The following is a 14,316-nucleotide window of genomic DNA, read 5'->3' on the forward strand; positions in this document are numbered from 1 at the left end:
TGTTGCAGATTCGGAGGTGTCGTGACCGAGCCGTGGGACGAGTCGGCCGACGTTGTCGTGGTGGGTTTCGGCGCGGCCGGTGCCTGCGCGGCGATCGAGGCGGCCGCGGGCGCCCGCGTGCTGGTGCTGGACCGCTTCGCCGGCGGCGGCGCCACCGCCGTCTCGGGCGGGGTCGTCTACGCCGGCGGCGGCACCCGCCAGCAACGCGAGGCCGGTATCGAGGACAGCGCACAGGCGATGGCCGACTACCTGAGCCAGGAGGTGGGCGATGCCGTCGCCCCGCAGACCCTGCGCCGCTTCTGCACGCAGAGCGCCGACATGCTGACCTGGCTGGAGGAGCGCGGGGTGCCGTTCGACGCGCGGCTGTGCCCGTACGAGACGAGCTACCCCACGAACCGGCACTACCTGTACCGCTCCGGCAGCGAGCACAGCTTCGCCCACGTCGCCGCGCCCGCGCCGCGCGGCCACCGGGCGTACGCCCGGGGGACATCCGGCCGGGCGCTGTACGCCCCGCTTGCCGAGGCCGCTCGCGCGGCCGGGGCCGACGTCCTGCTCCAGACCCGCGCCCACCGGCTCATCACCGGCGATGACGGCCGGGTGACCGGCGTCGCCTGCCGGACCCTGCGCGGCGCACCCGCCTGGGTCCGGTTCGGCCACCGCGTCCTGCACCGGTGGTCGGTCAAACCCGGCATGTACGTGCCCGCGCTCGGTCGCGCACTGCACCGGCCCGTGGCCTGGCTGGAACGTCGCTACTCCCGCCCGGTGCGGATCGGCGCCCGTACGGGCGTCGTCCTCGCCGCCGGCGGGTTCGTCCACGACGCCGAGATGCTGCGCCACCACGCCCCGGACTGCCGGGGCACGCTGCCGCTGGGCACGGCGGGCGACGACGGCTCGGGCATCCGGATGGGCACCGAGGTCGGCGCCGCAACCGGAAACTTGGACCGGGTCAGCGTGTGGCGCTTCCTCGCCCCGCCGTCCGCACTCGTCGGCGGGCTGCTGGTGGACCGCGACGGGCGGCGCGTCTGCGACGAGTCCCGGTACGGCGCCGCGATCGGCGACGCCGTCGTGCGCTGTCCGCAGCGGCGGGCGTGGCTGCTCGTCGACGCGGCCCTCCTCGCCGAGGCACACCAGCAACTCCGCGAGCAGACACTGTGGTTCCAGCGGGTGCAGGCGCGGTGGTTGCTCCACGTCGACCGGGTCGGTGCGCCGACGGTGGAACGGGTCGCGCGGCGCGCCGGGGTGGATCCCGCGGGCCTGGCCGCCACCGTGGCGGCGTACCACGACGCCGCTGCGGGCGGCCGGTCCGATCCCGCGGGAAAGCCCGCCGGGCTGGTCCGGCCGCTGACCCGGCCGCCGTACTCGTTGATCGACTTTTCGGTGCGGGCGCGGCCCGCCGCGCCGGCACCGGTGCTGACGCTCGGCGGCCTGCGGGTCGACGAACAGACCGGGCAGGTGCTTCGCGTGGACGGACGCGAGGTGCCGGGCCTGTACGCGGCGGGCCGCACCGCGGTCGGCATCTGCTCGCACAGCTACGTGAGCGGGCTGTCGCTGGCCGACTGCGTTTTCTCCGGCCGCCGGGCGGGCCGCAGCGCGGCGAACCGGACCGGGTCGGCGTTCCCCGGCGCGTCGGAGCCCCGAGCGGGGAGGGACCCATGCTGACCGAGACTGACCGCCGGACACTGGCCGACCGGCTGTACGTCGCGGAACGCGACCGCGCCCCGATCCCACCCCTGGTGCTGCAGCACCCGGACCTGACCGCGGCCGACGCGTACGCTATCCAGCTCCACAATGTGCGCCGCCGCCAGCAGGCGGTGGTGGGCCACAAGGTCGGGCTGTCGTCGGCCGCGATGCAGCAGATGATGGGCGTCGACGAGCCGGACTACGGTCACCTGCTGGCCGACATGCGCCTGTCCGAGACGGCACCGGCGGACGCCGCACGCTACTGCTTCCCGCGCGTCGAGATCGAGGTCGCGTTCCTGCTCGGCGCGGACCTGCCCGGCCACCGCTGCACCGAGGCCGACGTCCTGGCGGCCACCGAGGCGCTGGCCCCGGCCATCGAACTCATCGACAGCCGCGTCGTGGACTGGCGGATCAGCCTCGCCGACACGATCGCCGACAACGCGTCCTCGGCGGGTTTCGTGGTCGGTGCGGCCCGGGTGGCGCCGGACGAGGTGGACCTGCGCGCCATCGACGCCGTGCTCTACCGGGGCGGCGAACCGGTGGCCCGGGGCCGCTCCGATGCGGTACTCGGCAACCCGGTGACCGCGGTGGCCTGGCTGGCCCGTACGGTCGCCGGCTTCGGGGTGCGGCTGCGCGCGGGGCACGTGGTGCTGCCGGGCGCGTGCGCCCGGGCGGTCGACGTCCACCCGGGCGAGACGTTCCGGGCGGTCTTCACCGGCCTCGGCGAGGTCGGCCTGTCCTTCCAGACCGCACCAGACACGGGGGAGCGCCGTCCATGGCGAAGCTGACCGCCGCGATCGTCGGGTCCGGCAACATCGGCACGGATCTGCTGTGCAAGCTGCTGCGTTCGCCGCTGATCGAGCCGCGCTGGATGGCCGGCGTCGACCCGGACAGCCCGGGCCTGCGCCGTGCCGCCGAGGCAGGCATGGCCGTCAGCGCGGGCGGCGCCGACTGGCTGCTGGCCCAGGACCCGCTGCCCGACCTGGTCTTCGAGGCCACGTCGGCGGCAGTGCACCGGGCCAACGCGCCGCGCTACGCGCAGGCCGGCATCCGCGCGGTCGACCTCACCCCGGCGGCGGTCGGGCCGCTCGTGGTGCCGGAGGTCAACCTGCGCGCCCACCTGGACGCGCCGAACCTCAACCTGATCACCTGCGGCGGGCAGGCCACCATCCCGATGGTGTACGCGGTGACCCGCGTGACCCCGGTGAGCTACGCCGAGATCGTGGCGACCGTGGCGTCCCGCTCGGCCGGGCCGGGCACCCGGGCCAACATCGACGAGTTCACCCGTACGACCAGCCGGGCGCTCGAACTGGTCGGGGGAGCGGACCGGGGCAAGGCGATCATCGTGCTCAACCCGGCCGAGCCGCCGCTGGTCATGCGGGACACGGTGTTCTGCGCGATCGACCCCTCGGCGGACACCGCGGACGTCACCGAGTCCATCGTGGCGATGGCCGCGGAGGTGGCCCGGTACGTGCCCGGCTACCGGCTGCTCAACGCGCCACAGTTCGACCCGCCGTCCGCGGCCACCGGCGGGCGCACCCGCGTCGCGATCTTCGTGGAGATCGCCGGTGCCGGTGACTTCCTGCCGCGGTACGCCGGAAACCTCGACATCATGACCGCCGCGGCGACCCGGGTGGGCGAGGAACTCGCCCGCTCCACGGTGCCCGCGTAGCCGTGGGAGGGCCGCATGCAAAGCTTCTCCGCTGACCTCGACGTGCGGATCACCGACTCGTCGCTGCGGGACGGCTCGCACGCCAAGCGCCATCAGTTCACCGCGGCCGAGGTGGCGGCGGTCGTCGCCGCGCTGGACGCGGCGGGCGTCCCGGTGATCGAGGTGACGCACGGCGACGGCCTGGGTGGCTCGTCTTTCACGTACGGGCTGAGCCGTACGCCGGAACAGGAGCTCATCACGGTGGCGGTGCGCACCGCGACCCGGGCGCGGATCGCGTTCCTGATGCTGCCCGGCGTCGGCGTGATCGACGACATCCGCGCCGCGGCGGACAACGGTGCGAGCGTCTGCCGGATCGCCACCCACTGCACCGAGGCGGACATCGCGGTGCAGCATTTCGGGCTGGCCCGCGAACGCGGGCTGGAGACGGTCGGCTTCCTGATGATGGCCCACTCCCAGCCGCCCGAGGTGCTGGCCCGGCAGGCCCGCATCATGGCCGACGCGGGCTGCCAATGCGTGTACGTGGTGGATTCGGCCGGGGCGCTGGTCCTCGACCAGACCGGTGAACGGGTCGCCGCGCTCGTGGCGGAGCTGGGCGACGACGCACAGGTGGGCTTCCACGGGCACGAGAACCTGGCCCTGGGCGTGGCGAACTCCGTGCTGGCCGTGCGGGCGGGCGCCACCCAGATCGACGGCAGCACCCGGCGTTTCGGGGCGGGCGCCGGGAACACGCCGGTCGAGGCGTTCGTGGGGGTCTGCGACAAGCTCGGCATCCGTACCGGTGTCGACTTCTTCGCGATCGTGGACGCCGCCGAGGACGTGGTCCGCCCGGCCATGCCGGACGACTGCCGGCTGGACCGGCTCGCCCTGATCATGGGGTACGCCGGGGTGTACTCCAGCTTCCTCACCCACGCGTACGCGCTGGCCCGCCGATACGACGTGTCCGGCGCGGAGATCCTGGTCCGGGCCGGGCAGCGGCGCCTGGTCGGCGGTCAGGAGGATCAGCTCATCGACATCGCGGTGCAACTCCGCCAGGAAGCCGCCGGTCTCGAGCCGGTCTGAGGATCACCCGGCCGCCGAGGGTTCGGCCGACATGGCCGACGGTACTGTCGGTGCGGCTGCGGAGGAGAAGGGCATGACGGTGGAGTCCCTGACCTGGAGTGCTTTCGGTGAGGAGCACCTCACCGCTCTGGCGGAACTGGCGGGGGCGTGCCTCGCCGTCGATGGTGGGCTGCCGTTGTTCGCGCGGCCGCCGCTGCTGCAGGCACGGCTGCTCCAAGCGCACACGCTGGGCGCCTGGCACGCGGGCAGTCTGGTCGCGGCTGTAGGGGTCGACGCCGGTCACGTGCCGGCCACCGGCACCGGGGTGGTGCATCCGGACTGGCGGGGGCGAGGTCTCGGCAGCCGGCTCCTGGACTGGGCGAGCGAGCAGGCCAGCACCGGCGGCCTGCTGATGACGACGGAGTCCTGGAGCCTGGACGGCGAGAACCTCATCACCGCGCGTGGCTTCGCGCGGACGTTCCTCGAATGGGTGCTGCGGCACGACCTTGACGAGCTTCCCGATGTGACGCCACCGGACGAGATCCACACAGAACCGGTGACCTGGGCAGATGGTCCCGAGCTTTTCGCCACGTACCGAGCGTCGTTTGCGGACCGGCCCGGCTTCGTGGCATCGACGGCCGAGCAGTGGCTGGCCGAGTTACGGGACGACGAGGGATATCGGCCGGAGCTGTCCTTGATTGCCCACGCGGCGGACGGCACCCCCGTCGGCTTCGTCAACATCATCGACAACTGGATCGACCAGGTCGGTGTCGTGCCCGGCTGGCGTGGGCGCCGGATCGGGGCGTCCCTGGTGGCTGCGGCACTGCGGTCACTGTCCGCCGACGGCGCCCACGAGACCTGGCTCTGCGTCAACGACAACAACCCGGCGGCCGCTCTGTACCGGCGCCTCGGCTTCCGCGACGCCGGCCGCCGCGCCCGATACCTGCTCCACCAGTGACGGCTACCCGCCGCTGGCCCTCCGGTCTCATTCGTAGGTGACCGCGACTGTGTCACTGCGGGCGATTGCCTGGCAGGCGAGGATGTAGCCCTCGGCGAAGTCCTCGTCCTCGAGCACCTCGTTGTGCACCAGCTCGACCTGGCCGTGGAGCAGCCGGCACGCGCACGTGCCGCAGTTGCCCTGCCGGCAGGAGAACGGCGGGTTCAGCCCCGCCGAGATGATCACGTCGAGCAGGCGTGCGCCGGCGGGCCACGGCAGGTGATGGGTCTGCCCGTCCAGGGTGACCTCTGCGGTCGCGTCCCGCGCCGCTGCGGGGACTGTCGTGTCGGAGTCGAAGCTCTCCACGCGCACCCGGTCCGCCGGGACGCCGGCGCGGTGCAATGCCTGCCGGGCGACCGCGACGAACGGGTCCGGCCCGCAGACGAACGCTTCGCGCTGTGCGTACGCGCGCAGCAGCGGTGCCAGGGCGTCCCCGGTGGGCGCCCCGCGCTCGCTGTCCAGCCAGTGCGTCACCGCGAGCCGCCCGCCGTGGCGCTCGCCGAGCGCGGCCAGCTCCGCGGCGAAGATGACCGACCGGGCGTCCCGGTTCGCGTACACCACGGCGAGCCGTCCGGACCCGCGGGCGAGCACGGACTTGATGATGGCGATCACCGGTGTGATGCCGCTGCCGCCCGCGAGCAGCAGCAGGTCGTCGTCGAGCGACGCGGGGGTGAACGACCCGGCCGGTGGCGTGAACTCCAGTGTGGTGCCGGCCCGGACGTGATCGCAGATCCAGTTCGACGCCCGCCCGCCGGGCACCCGCTTCACCGTGATCTTCAGGTCCGCGTCGGTGTGCGGCGAACTGGACAGCGAATAGCACCGGGCCAGCGTGCCGTCCGGCATCCGGACCGTCAGGTACTGCCCGGGCCGGTAGGTGAACGCGGCGGTCAGCGCCGGTGGCACCGGAAGCACCAGCGAGTGCGCGTCGGCCGTCTCGGTGATGACGTCGGCGACGCGGAGCCGGTGAAAGCAGGCGACGGCGCCGGTGACCCGGGTGCCGGCCATCAGGCCGCCCCGAGGCGGCCCTCGGCCGCCGCGCGATCGATGCTGTCTCGCAGGTCCGGGCAGGTCGGCACCAGCGCGGTGACGCCACCGGCGGCGGCTGCCGCGGCGAGCACGGCACAGGCGCGCTCGGCCTGGGTGCTCCACTGCACGCTGGTCTGTCCCGGGCTGAGTTTCCGCGCCCGGACGGCGGCGCCGCAGCGGCCACAGCGGACCTCGGCGAGCCCGCCCTCCAGGTACGCCCGCCGCTCGGCCAGCGTGTCCGCCCGGGTCATGACGGCGGCGTCGCAGACGCCTGGCGCTGGAGGTTCTCGGCGACCTCGGCCTCCCAGGTCTGCGTGGCACGGCTGGTGTCGACCTCGAACTCGTATCGCGCCACCATGTCCTCGGTGATGTCGTCGACGTCCACATAGAACTGCTCGTACCAGCGGCGGAGCTGGTAGACCGGGCCGTCCTCGGCGCACAGTAGCGGGTTGTCGATGCGGCTCTTGTGTTTCCAGATCTCCACGTCCTGCTGGAAACCCACGCCGATGCTGCGGGCGAACCGGGCCGCCGCCTTGTCCGCCTGCGCGGTGGTGAGGCCGGGCAGGCGTTTGACGATCACGCCCCATTGGAGCACGAACGAGTCGGGGGTGACCGGGTAGTGGCAGTTGATCAGCACGGACTCGACATCGGTGCCGCGATAGTCGTTGTGCAGGTAGTCGATCATGTACGCGGGTCCGTAGTACGCGGCCTCGGAGCGCAGCGTGGCGTCGCCCGACTGGCTCGCGGCCAACGGCACGTCGGGCCGTGGCCGGGTGTGCAGGAACTGCGCGGCCACGTGACCTTCGAGCACGTTCTTGAAGAACGTGGGGAAGGCGAAGTGGATGTAGAAGAAGTGGGCCATGTCGACCACGTTGTCGATCACCTCGCGGCAGTTCGCGCCGTCGATCCGGATCGAGTCCCAGGTCCAGGAGCTCCACTCGGAGGAGAAGGCACCCTCGATGCGCGGAATGGTGATCTCCGGCGGGGGTGGGGCGCCCTGCGGGTCGTGCCAGACGAAGAGCTGGCGGTTCTGTTCACACGTGATCCAAGAGCGGGTGCGGGCACGCATCGGCACCCGGTGCGCGTACGGCACGGAGACGCATCGGCCGTCGCCACGCCAGCGCCAGTCGTGGAACGGGCAGGCGACGGTGTCGCCCTTGACCGTACCCATGGTGAGGTCTCCGCCCATGTGCCGGCAGTATCCGTCGAGCACATGCAACGCGCCGCCGGTGTCGGCGAACACCACCAGCTTGGTCCCGAACGCCTCGACGGCATGCGGGCGGCCGTCCCGGAACCCTTCGGCCAGTCCCAGGCAGTGCCATCCCCGGGCGAACCGCGCGGGCGGACCGCCGGTGTCGATCGTCCGTGCCGCCTCGCCGTTGCTCATGTCGCCCCCAGTCCATGGAACGCGTTCCACGCCGCCGCTCCCGCGAGAAAGGCGCGGCCCGATCCTGTGTGGCCCACAGAGTAGAACGTGTTCTAGTATAGGGTCCGTCGAGTTCACCGGCCAACCTGGTTGGGGGGATCTCATGGAGGCAAGCGGTGGCGTCGCGGTCCTGACCGGCGTGCGCGAACTGCTACCGGTCCTGCGGGAGCGTGCGCAGGAGACCGAGGACCGCCGGGCACTGTCCGTCGAGACCGTCAAGTCGCTGGCCAAGACGGGTTTCTTCCGGCTGTTGCAGCCCGCCCGGTTCGGCGGAATCGAGGCCCACCCGCTGACCTTCCTGCGCGGCGTACGCGAGCTGGCCGGCGCATGTGGCTCCACCGGATGGGTGGCCTCGGTGATCGGGGTGCACAACTGGCAGCTCGCCCTCTTCCCCGACCAGGCGCAGCAGGACGTGTGGGCCGACGACCCGGGCACCCGGATGTCGTCGTCCTACGCACCCACCGGCACTATCCGGGCCGTCGACGGGGGATACCGGGTCGACGGCAGGTGGAGCTTCTCGTCCGGCTGCGACCACGCCGGCTGGGTGCTGCTCGGCGGGATCGTCCCGCCCGGCGACGACGGCACCCCGGCCGACTTCCGTACGTTCCTGCTGCCCGCCACCGACTACACCATCGATGACGTGTGGCACACCGTCGGGCTGCGCGGCACCGGCAGCAACGACATCGTCGTGTCCGACGCGTTCGTCCCGGTGCACCGGTCACTGAGCTTCAACGACACCGCCCGCTGCGTCTGCCCCGGGCAGGAGTTCAACACCGCGCCGCTCTACCGGATCCCGTACGCGTCGATCTTCTCGTGGGCGATCACCACGCCGATCATCGGCATGGCCACCGGCGCCTACGACGCGCACGTGAGCTACCTGAAGGAACGGGTGCGCGCCTCCTACGTCGGGGTGCGCGCGGCCGAGGATCCGCACTCCCAGGTGCGGGCCGCCACCGCGGCCGGTGACCTGGACGCGGCGTGGCTGGCCCTGGAATCCGACATGGGCGAGCTGATGGAGCTGGTCACCGCGGGCCAGCGGCTGCCGATGCGGCTGCGCCTACGGGTCCGCCGCGACCAGGTGCGCGGCACCGAGCTGGCAATCGGCGCGGTCGACCGGCTGTTCGAGAACTCCGGCGGCCGGGCGCTGCGCACCGGGACCCCCATCCAGCGGTTCTGGCGCGACGCGCACGCGGGCCGCGTACACGCGATCAACGACCCCGAGCGGGCACTGTCCATGTTCGGCCGGGGCGAGTTCGGCCTGCCGATCAGCGACGCGATGGTGTGAGGATCAGATGACCACGACCAGCATTCCCACCACGGGCTCGTACGCCGCCGGCCTGCACTACCACCGTGCCGGGCCGGCCGGAGGGCACCCGGTGGTGCTCCTGCACGGCGGCGGTCCCGGTGCCTCCGCGTGGAGCAACTTCGGGCGTACCGTGCCGGTTTTCGCGCGGGCCTTCGACACGATCGCCGTCGACCAGCCCGGCTACGGCGGCTCCGCCACCGGGAAGATCACCGGGCAGTACTTCATCCATTCCGCCGACGCGCTGATCAGGCTGCTCGACGAACTCGGCATCGAACGGGTCGACCTGGTCGGCAACTCGCTGGGCGGCGGCACCGCGGTCCGGTTCGCGCTGCTGCACCCCCAGCGGGCGGGGCGGCTGCTGCTCATGGGCCCGGGCGGCCTGAGCCTCAACGTCTTCGCCGCGGATCCGACCGAAGGGATCAAACGGCTGGCCGCGGTCGGCGCGCCGCCCGGACCGAGCCGGGACAAGGTCGCCGCTTTCCTGCGTACGCTCGTGTTCGACCAGTCGCTGATCACCGAGGAGCTGATCGACGAGCGGTTCCGGGCGGCCGCCGACCCGGCGGCGCAGCGTGCGATGCGCGACATGGGTGCCTCGTTCACCGACCCGGAGCACTACGAGCAGGGCCTGCTCTGGCGCGACGCGCACCGGCTGCGCCACGAGGTGCTGCTCGTGTGGGGCCGGGAGGACCGGGTCAACCCGCTCGACGGCGCCCTGGTCGCACTCAAGCTGATCCGCCGCGCCCGGCTGCACGTCTTCGGTGGCTGCGGACACTGGGCGCACCTGGAGAAGTTCGACGAGTTCAACCGGCTGGCATTCGACTTCCTGGGAGGGGACCGACCGTGAGCCTCATCCGATCCCTCGGCTACCTGCGCGTCGAATCCACCGACGTCGCGGCGTGGCGCGAGTTCGGCGTCACCGTCCTCGACATGGCGCTGGGGCGCGGGCCCGACCCCGAGGCGGTCTACCTGCGGATGGACGACCTGCCCGCGCGGATCGTGGTGGTGGCAGGGGAACGGGACCGGCTGGCCGCCACCGGCTGGGAGGTCGCCGACCCGGCCGCCCTCGGCCGGCTCACCCGCGCCCTCGAGGAGGCCGGCGTCGCGGTCAAGGGCGCCGGCGCCGATGAGCTCGCCGAGCGGCGGGTGGCGCAGATGATCAGCTTGGACGATCCGTTCGGCAACCGCCTCGAGTTCTTCTGCGGCGCGGCGCTGGACACCCGCCCCGCCCAGGGCCGCTACGGGACCAGGTTCGTCACCGCCGAGCAGGGCATGGGACACGTGGTGCTGCCCGCCGGCGACGACGCCGCGGCACTGCACTTCTACACCGATGTGCTCGGCTTCCGGCTGCGCGACACGATGCGGCTCATTCCCGAAACGGTCGGCCTGCCGCCCGGCGACCGCCCGCTGTGGATGCGGTTCCTCGGCTGCGGACCGCGCCACCACAGCGTCGCCCTGGCACCGATACCCGCGCCCAGCGGCCTCATCCACCTCATGGTCGAGACCGAGTCGATCGACGACGTGGGCCGGGCCATGGACCGCTGCGCCCGGCACGCCGTGCCGACGATCTCGACGCTGGGGCGGCACGCCAACGACCAGATGATCTCCTTCTACGTGCGGACCCCGGCCGGCTTCGACATCGAGTACGGCACCGGCGGCTGCACCGTCGACGACCGTACCTGGGTGGCCCGGCAGACCACCGCGCACAGCGTGTGGGGCCACCGCTTCGTGCGCGCCGCGCACTGAGGCTGCGGTGACGTCCGCCCGTACCGGCTCGGACACCCGGCATTTCCGCCGGGTGTTCGGCCACTTCTGTACCGGCGTCACGGTCATCACCACCCTTGACGCGGACGGCCCCGCCGGATTCGCGTGCCAGGCGTTCGCCCCGCTGTCACTGGACCCGCCGCTGGTGCTGTTCTGCCCGCAGACCGGCTCGGACACGTGGCGGCGCATCCGCCACTCCGGCACGTTCTGTGTCAACGTTCTGGCCGGTGCGCAACGGGAGGTTTCCCGGCGCTTCGGCGCCCGGGGCCCGGACCGGTTCACCGACGCCGACTGGTCGCCGTCGCCGGCCGGGGCGCCCATCCTGACTGGTGCACTCACCTGGGCCGAGTGCCGGGTGGAGGCGGTGCACCCGGGCGGCGACCACGCCATCGTGGTCGGCCGGGTGACCGCCCTCGGCGAATGCCGGGCCGAGGGACCGCTGCTGTTCTACAAGGGCCGATACACCACGACGGCCCCGCCCTCGCCGCACGAGTCACCCGAGGTGGTCGACACGCTGCTGGCCTGGCCGCGCCACACGGACTGGATCTGAGGACGTAGCGAGCGCCTGTCAGCGGATCCGTGTGTCGCGGCTAGGAAGCGTCTCTCGGATCATGGTTTGGTCCAGAGCAGGATCCCGGCAAGGGTGAGCGCGGCCTGGTAATGCACGGCGAGTTTGTCGGTGCGCATGGCCAGGCCACGCCATTGTTTGAGCCGGTTGATGCAGCGTTCCGCGACGTTGCGCTGCCGGTAGCCCTGCTTGTCGAACGCGGGTGGGCGGCCACCACGGCTGCCGCGCCGCAGGCGGTGGGCCTTCTGATCGCACGGCTGCGGGATCGTGGCCCGAATCCCGCGCCGGCGCAGCCATGCGCGGATCGCCCGAGACGAGTACGCCTTATCCGCGAGTACCCGCTCCGGGCGTCGCCGAGGCCGGCCAGGTCCGCGGCGGGGCACCGCAATCGCGTCCATGACCGCGGTGAACTGGGGTGCGTCACCGACCTGCCCGGCGGTGACGAGCAGGCTCATCGGCCGGCAACGCGACTCCGCCGCGAGGTGAACCTTGGTGCTCAGGCCGCCACGGGACCGGCCGAGGCAATGGTCGGCCGGCTCGTACCGTCGTGGTCTTTTCCCGGTCGCAGCCCGGCAGCGTGCTGATGCGCCCGCACCACGGTCGAGTCCACCGCCACCGCCAGCCAGTCGAGCTCACCGGCCGCGTCGGCGTCGGCCTGCACCGCGGTCAACACCTTCTGCCAGGTGCCATCGAGGGTCCAGCGGCGAAACCTGGAGTATGCGCCCTTCCACGAACCCAGCTCATCGGGCAGATCACGCCAGGGCGAGCCGGTGCGGTACTTCCACGCGATCGCCTCGATCACCTCACGGTGATCGGACCACCGGCCGCCGCGCTGCGGCGACCGGTCCGGCAGATACGGCTCCACCCGAGCCCACATGTCATCAGAGATCCATCGACGAACCGGCACGTACGGTCAACGAACGATCCTGATCCGAGAGACGCACCCTAGTTCGCGGTGGCGCAGGCGATGACCCGCCGGATCCGGTGGCCGAACCCGAGCACTCGCACGCCCTCGTCGTGCAGGGCGCGCAGCGCGGGATCAGCGCCGGGGTCCAGCGCCACGGCCTCCTGCCACAAGGCATCTTCGACCGCCTGCCAGCGCGGCCGCTCCTCGACGGCGACATCGACGAACCCGGCCCCGGTCAACCCGGCGCGCAGGTCGACGGACCGCAGCCGGTCCGGCACCCGTTCGTCGCGGCGGTCGACCGGTTCCCAGCCGGTCAGCACCACCCGCCCGGCCGGGGCCAGGACACGGCGAATCTCCCGGTAGACCGCGTCCACCGGCTCGGCGAACTGCACGGCGTCGATACACATCACGGCGTCGACCGACGCGTCGGCCAGCCCGGTCGCGGTCAGCTCACCGACGTGGAACCGCGCCACCCGACCCAGCCGTTCGGCATACTCATGCGCCTGCCGGACCGCCTCGGCGGAGAAGTCGACGCCCACCAGGTCTGCCCCGCCCCGGTACGCCACCTCCAGACCGTAGCCACCACGGCCACACGCGAGATCCACCAGCACCTGCCCTGGCGACAACCGCAACGCCGCGGCGACCTCGCCGACCGCTTCCCAGGACAGCAGACTCGTGGACAACAGGTGTGCGGGAAGACCGAGATGACGTCGCACGATCTCGTCCTTGACGGCCGACGCCACCATGTCCGTGTACCACTCATCGAAATACTCCGCCGACATCGGCCGCCCTGTACCCATCGGATCAGTCTCGCAGCCGGCCGCGTTCCACGGGGTCCGGCTCCACACACAGCAGCCGATGGCGCTCGATCTGCCTCCATCAGACGCGGTGCCCGGCGCGGCAGATGCGGGTGCCTGCGGGCAATCTCAGTCAGGCGAGCGGATCGAGTCCCAGCCACTGATGTCGCATTGACCGTGCTGGTTGTTGCCGGCCGCGAGAACTGTTCCGTCCGCGCGTAGTCCGAGAGTGTGGGTGGACCCGGCAGCCACCGCAACGACCTCGCGCCAGTCGGCCACCTCGCACTGGCCGAACGTCGTGCTTCCCACCGCCACCACTCGGCCGGCCGAGGTGACGCCGACGGTGTGGTAGCTCCCCGCCGCCACTGCCACGACGTCCCGCCAGGCATGGACGTTGCAGGCGCCCGTTGATCGATCACCCACCGCGAGTACGCGTCCGTCGTTGGTGGCGCCGACCGTGTGAAGGTAGCCGGCGGCAACGCTGGCGATGTCGCGCCACGCCGCAACCGCGCACTGCCCACGGCGATCGTTGCCCACCGCAACGGCGGTCCCATCGGCTCGCAGCCCCACCGAATGCCAGTCGCCACAAGCCAACCCCACCACCTCACGCCACTGGCCCACGTCGCATGCGCCCTCGCGAAGGCGTCCGGCCGCCAGCACCGTGCCGTCACCGGTCAGCCCGAGGGTGCGGCGCCAGCCCGCGGCGACAAGGGTCACGTCACGCCAGGACGTGACATCGCACTGCCCGTCACCGTTCCAGCCTGTTGCCATCACCGTGCCGTCAGCGCGCAGTCCGACGCTGTGGGATCGCCCGGTGTTCGACGCCGTATGCACGTTGCCCGCCGCCACGGCGACCACCTGGGCCCAGTCCTCGACTCGACACTCACCGGATGCGTCCCCACCGGCCGCGACCACGGTGCCGTCGGCACACACCCCCACCGAGTGTCGCCGTCCGGCGGCGATGACGGAAGCAATCATCTGCACAGCATTACGTGCTCCACGACGCCGGACGGATTCGGCCCCGGTGGACCTCCCTCCGGACTGCGGAGCGGCGCGCGCGACGGAGCTCCAGTACTCGCTTATCGGCCTGCTTGAGGCTTGCCCGGGTCGATGCCGGCACCGACGGAGGCATGACGGG

The 14,316-nt window shown here is 72.1% G+C and carries 14 protein-coding genes and 1 pseudogene; 9 read left to right on the forward strand and 6 right to left on the reverse strand.

Annotated elements, in window-relative coordinates; genetic code table 11:
• Positions 1 to 21: 21 nt before the first annotated feature.
• The 5 genes from ACMCNK_RS35180 to ACMCNK_RS35200 are packed head-to-tail and all read left to right on the forward strand — an operon-like array spanning position 22 to position 5,348.
• Complete coding sequence (locus ACMCNK_RS35180) at positions 22 to 1,659, forward strand: FAD-binding protein (protein ID WP_412740646.1); 1,638 nt, start codon at positions 22 to 24, stop codon at positions 1,657 to 1,659.
• Positions 1,653 to 2,468: a 2-keto-4-pentenoate hydratase gene (locus tag ACMCNK_RS35185; RefSeq protein WP_412740647.1), complete on the forward strand. Its 816-nt coding sequence runs from the start codon at positions 1,653 to 1,655 to the stop codon at positions 2,466 to 2,468. Before ACMCNK_RS35180 ends, ACMCNK_RS35185 begins: the two co-directional genes overlap by 7 nt.
• Positions 2,456 to 3,352 carry an acetaldehyde dehydrogenase (acetylating) gene (locus tag ACMCNK_RS35190; RefSeq protein ID WP_412740648.1) on the forward strand — a complete coding sequence of 299 codons (897 nt, stop codon included), beginning with the start codon at positions 2,456 to 2,458 and terminating at the stop codon, positions 3,350 to 3,352. The genes ACMCNK_RS35185 and ACMCNK_RS35190 overlap by 13 nt, the downstream gene beginning before the upstream one ends.
• 15 nt (positions 3,353 to 3,367) lie before the next feature.
• Entirely contained in the window at positions 3,368 to 4,411 is a 1,044-nt protein-coding gene (gene dmpG, locus ACMCNK_RS35195; RefSeq protein WP_412740649.1) for a 4-hydroxy-2-oxovalerate aldolase, read from the forward strand.
• A 31-nt stretch (positions 4,412 to 4,442) separates the two neighbouring features.
• Positions 4,443 to 5,348 (forward strand): GNAT family N-acetyltransferase, encoded by a 906-nt coding sequence (locus ACMCNK_RS35200; protein ID WP_412740650.1) that lies wholly within the window; start codon positions 4,443 to 4,445, stop codon positions 5,346 to 5,348.
• Between the two features lie 27 nt (positions 5,349 to 5,375).
• Here the strand turns inward: ACMCNK_RS35200 and ACMCNK_RS35205 are convergent, their stop codons facing one another.
• The 3 genes from ACMCNK_RS35205 to ACMCNK_RS35215 are packed head-to-tail and all read right to left on the reverse strand — an operon-like array spanning position 5,376 to position 7,800.
• Positions 5,376 to 6,392, reverse strand: coding sequence for a 2Fe-2S iron-sulfur cluster-binding protein (locus ACMCNK_RS35205; RefSeq protein ID WP_412740651.1), 1,017 nt, complete (start codon positions 6,390 to 6,392; stop codon positions 5,376 to 5,378).
• A complete protein-coding gene (locus ACMCNK_RS35210; RefSeq protein ID WP_412740652.1) occupies positions 6,392 to 6,664 on the reverse strand; it encodes a hypothetical protein in 273 nt (90 codons plus the stop codon). The genes ACMCNK_RS35205 and ACMCNK_RS35210 overlap by 1 nt, the downstream gene beginning before the upstream one ends.
• Positions 6,661 to 7,800, reverse strand: a complete 1,140-nt coding sequence (locus tag ACMCNK_RS35215; protein WP_412740653.1) for a Rieske 2Fe-2S domain-containing protein — start codon at positions 7,798 to 7,800, stop codon at positions 6,661 to 6,663. Before ACMCNK_RS35215 ends, ACMCNK_RS35210 begins: the two co-directional genes overlap by 4 nt.
• Before the next feature lie 142 nt (positions 7,801 to 7,942).
• Between ACMCNK_RS35215 and hsaA the strand changes: the two genes are divergently transcribed.
• The 4 genes from hsaA to hsaB are packed head-to-tail and all read left to right on the forward strand — an operon-like array spanning position 7,943 to position 11,456.
• Positions 7,943 to 9,124: a 3-hydroxy-9,10-secoandrosta-1,3,5(10)-triene-9,17-dione monooxygenase oxygenase subunit gene (gene hsaA, locus ACMCNK_RS35220; RefSeq protein WP_412740654.1), complete on the forward strand. Its 1,182-nt coding sequence runs from the start codon at positions 7,943 to 7,945 to the stop codon at positions 9,122 to 9,124.
• Between the two features lie 7 nt (positions 9,125 to 9,131).
• Entirely contained in the window at positions 9,132 to 9,989 is an 858-nt protein-coding gene (hsaD, locus tag ACMCNK_RS35225; RefSeq protein WP_412740655.1) for a 4,5:9,10-diseco-3-hydroxy-5,9,17-trioxoandrosta-1(10),2-diene-4-oate hydrolase, read from the forward strand.
• Positions 9,986 to 10,888, forward strand: coding sequence for an iron-dependent extradiol dioxygenase HsaC (gene hsaC, locus ACMCNK_RS35230; protein WP_412740656.1), 903 nt, complete (start codon positions 9,986 to 9,988; stop codon positions 10,886 to 10,888). The genes hsaD and hsaC overlap by 4 nt, the downstream gene beginning before the upstream one ends.
• Before the next feature lie 7 nt (positions 10,889 to 10,895).
• Complete coding sequence (gene hsaB / locus ACMCNK_RS35235; protein WP_412740657.1) at positions 10,896 to 11,456, forward strand: 3-hydroxy-9,10-secoandrosta-1,3,5(10)-triene-9,17-dione monooxygenase reductase subunit; 561 nt, start codon at positions 10,896 to 10,898, stop codon at positions 11,454 to 11,456.
• 59 nt (positions 11,457 to 11,515) lie between these two features.
• On the opposite strand, the pseudogene ACMCNK_RS35240 reads toward hsaB, so the two are convergent.
• The 3 genes and pseudogenes from ACMCNK_RS35240 to ACMCNK_RS35250 form a co-directional block, all read right to left on the reverse strand.
• Positions 11,516 to 12,351, reverse strand: a pseudogene (locus tag ACMCNK_RS35240) (IS5 family transposase).
• Positions 12,352 to 12,419: 68 nt separating this feature from the next.
• Positions 12,420 to 13,181: a class I SAM-dependent methyltransferase gene (locus tag ACMCNK_RS35245; RefSeq protein WP_412740658.1), complete on the reverse strand. Its 762-nt coding sequence runs from the start codon at positions 13,179 to 13,181 to the stop codon at positions 12,420 to 12,422.
• A 126-nt stretch (positions 13,182 to 13,307) separates the two neighbouring features.
• Positions 13,308 to 14,156: an RCC1 domain-containing protein gene (locus ACMCNK_RS35250; protein ID WP_412740659.1), complete on the reverse strand. Its 849-nt coding sequence runs from the start codon at positions 14,154 to 14,156 to the stop codon at positions 13,308 to 13,310.
• Positions 14,157 to 14,316: the final 160 nt, after the last annotated feature.

It is taken from the genome of Krasilnikovia sp. MM14-A1259 (assembly GCF_047159535.1).
GTDB lineage: Bacteria > Actinomycetota > Actinomycetes > Mycobacteriales > Micromonosporaceae > Actinoplanes.

Excerpts from the sequence above, each read along its gene's own strand:
- ACMCNK_RS35185 (WP_412740647.1), top strand. The coding sequence starts at position 1,653 with ATGCTGACCGAGACTGACCGCCGGACACTGGCCGACCGGCTGTACGTC.
- ACMCNK_RS35190 (WP_412740648.1), top strand. The coding sequence starts at position 2,456 with ATGGCGAAGCTGACCGCCGCGATCGTCGGGTCCGGCAACATCGGCACG.
- dmpG (WP_412740649.1), top strand. The coding sequence starts at position 3,368 with ATGCAAAGCTTCTCCGCTGACCTCGACGTGCGGATCACCGACTCGTCG.
- ACMCNK_RS35200 (WP_412740650.1), top strand. The coding sequence starts at position 4,443 with ATGGCCGACGGTACTGTCGGTGCGGCTGCGGAGGAGAAGGGCATGACG.
- ACMCNK_RS35205 (WP_412740651.1), bottom strand. The coding sequence starts at position 6,392 with ATGGCCGGCACCCGGGTCACCGGCGCCGTCGCCTGCTTTCACCGGCTC.
- ACMCNK_RS35210 (WP_412740652.1), bottom strand. The coding sequence starts at position 6,664 with ATGACCCGGGCGGACACGCTGGCCGAGCGGCGGGCGTACCTGGAGGGC.
- ACMCNK_RS35215 (WP_412740653.1), bottom strand. The coding sequence starts at position 7,800 with ATGAGCAACGGCGAGGCGGCACGGACGATCGACACCGGCGGTCCGCCC.
- hsaA (WP_412740654.1), top strand. The coding sequence starts at position 7,943 with ATGGAGGCAAGCGGTGGCGTCGCGGTCCTGACCGGCGTGCGCGAACTG.
- hsaD (WP_412740655.1), top strand. The coding sequence starts at position 9,132 with ATGACCACGACCAGCATTCCCACCACGGGCTCGTACGCCGCCGGCCTG.
- ACMCNK_RS35245 (WP_412740658.1), bottom strand. The coding sequence starts at position 13,181 with ATGGGTACAGGGCGGCCGATGTCGGCGGAGTATTTCGATGAGTGGTAC.
- ACMCNK_RS35250 (WP_412740659.1), bottom strand. The coding sequence starts at position 14,156 with ATGATTGCTTCCGTCATCGCCGCCGGACGGCGACACTCGGTGGGGGTG.